Origin of the sequence: Pseudoalteromonas sp. SR45-6 (genome assembly GCF_014163545.1) — a bacterium.
Classification (GTDB): domain Bacteria; phylum Pseudomonadota; class Gammaproteobacteria; order Enterobacterales; family Alteromonadaceae; genus Pseudoalteromonas; species Pseudoalteromonas rhizosphaerae.
The window spans coordinates 1-539 of record NZ_JACJDM010000178.1; the positions used below are offsets into that span (position 1 = coordinate 1).

The window sequence follows — 539 nt, forward strand, 5'->3', positions numbered from 1 at the left end:
CAAAGCTTTATAGAGCGCGTCAGTTTATTGCTCACTCATGAAATTGATACGCGTGAGCAAAGAAAAATCGACCGGCTAGTGCGACACGCTAAATTCCGCTTACCGGCTCAGTTAAATCAACTGATTTACTCGCCGACACGTAATATAGAAAAAGCACAGATACGTAACTTAAGCCAAAATAGCTGGCTAAACTTACATCAAAATATCTTAATCACTGGGGCAACAGGCTGTGGAAAAACATACCTTGCGTGTGCCTTAGGACATGAGCACTGCCTACAAGGAAAAAGTGTTTACTATATTCGATTAAAAGAACTACTCGAAAGCCTGTTTCTAGCACAAGCAGATGGTAGTTACCGGAAATTACTGGCGAAGTTAATAAAGTATGATCTACTGATCTTAGACGACTGGGGGCTTGAACCACTGAGTGCTCAGCAACGAGGTGACTTACTCGAATTAATCGATGCGCGGTATGGGTATAAATCACACATAATTATAAGCCAGCTACCACAGGAAAACTGGCATGAAATGATAGGAGAATC

General features: G+C 41.7%; 1 protein-coding gene. It reads left to right on the forward strand.

All coding sequences use genetic code 11. The features are described from left to right. The coding region (locus tag H5158_RS22780) for an ATP-binding protein (RefSeq protein ID WP_182740989.1) at nucleotides 1–539 on the forward strand (539 nt) is incomplete at both ends.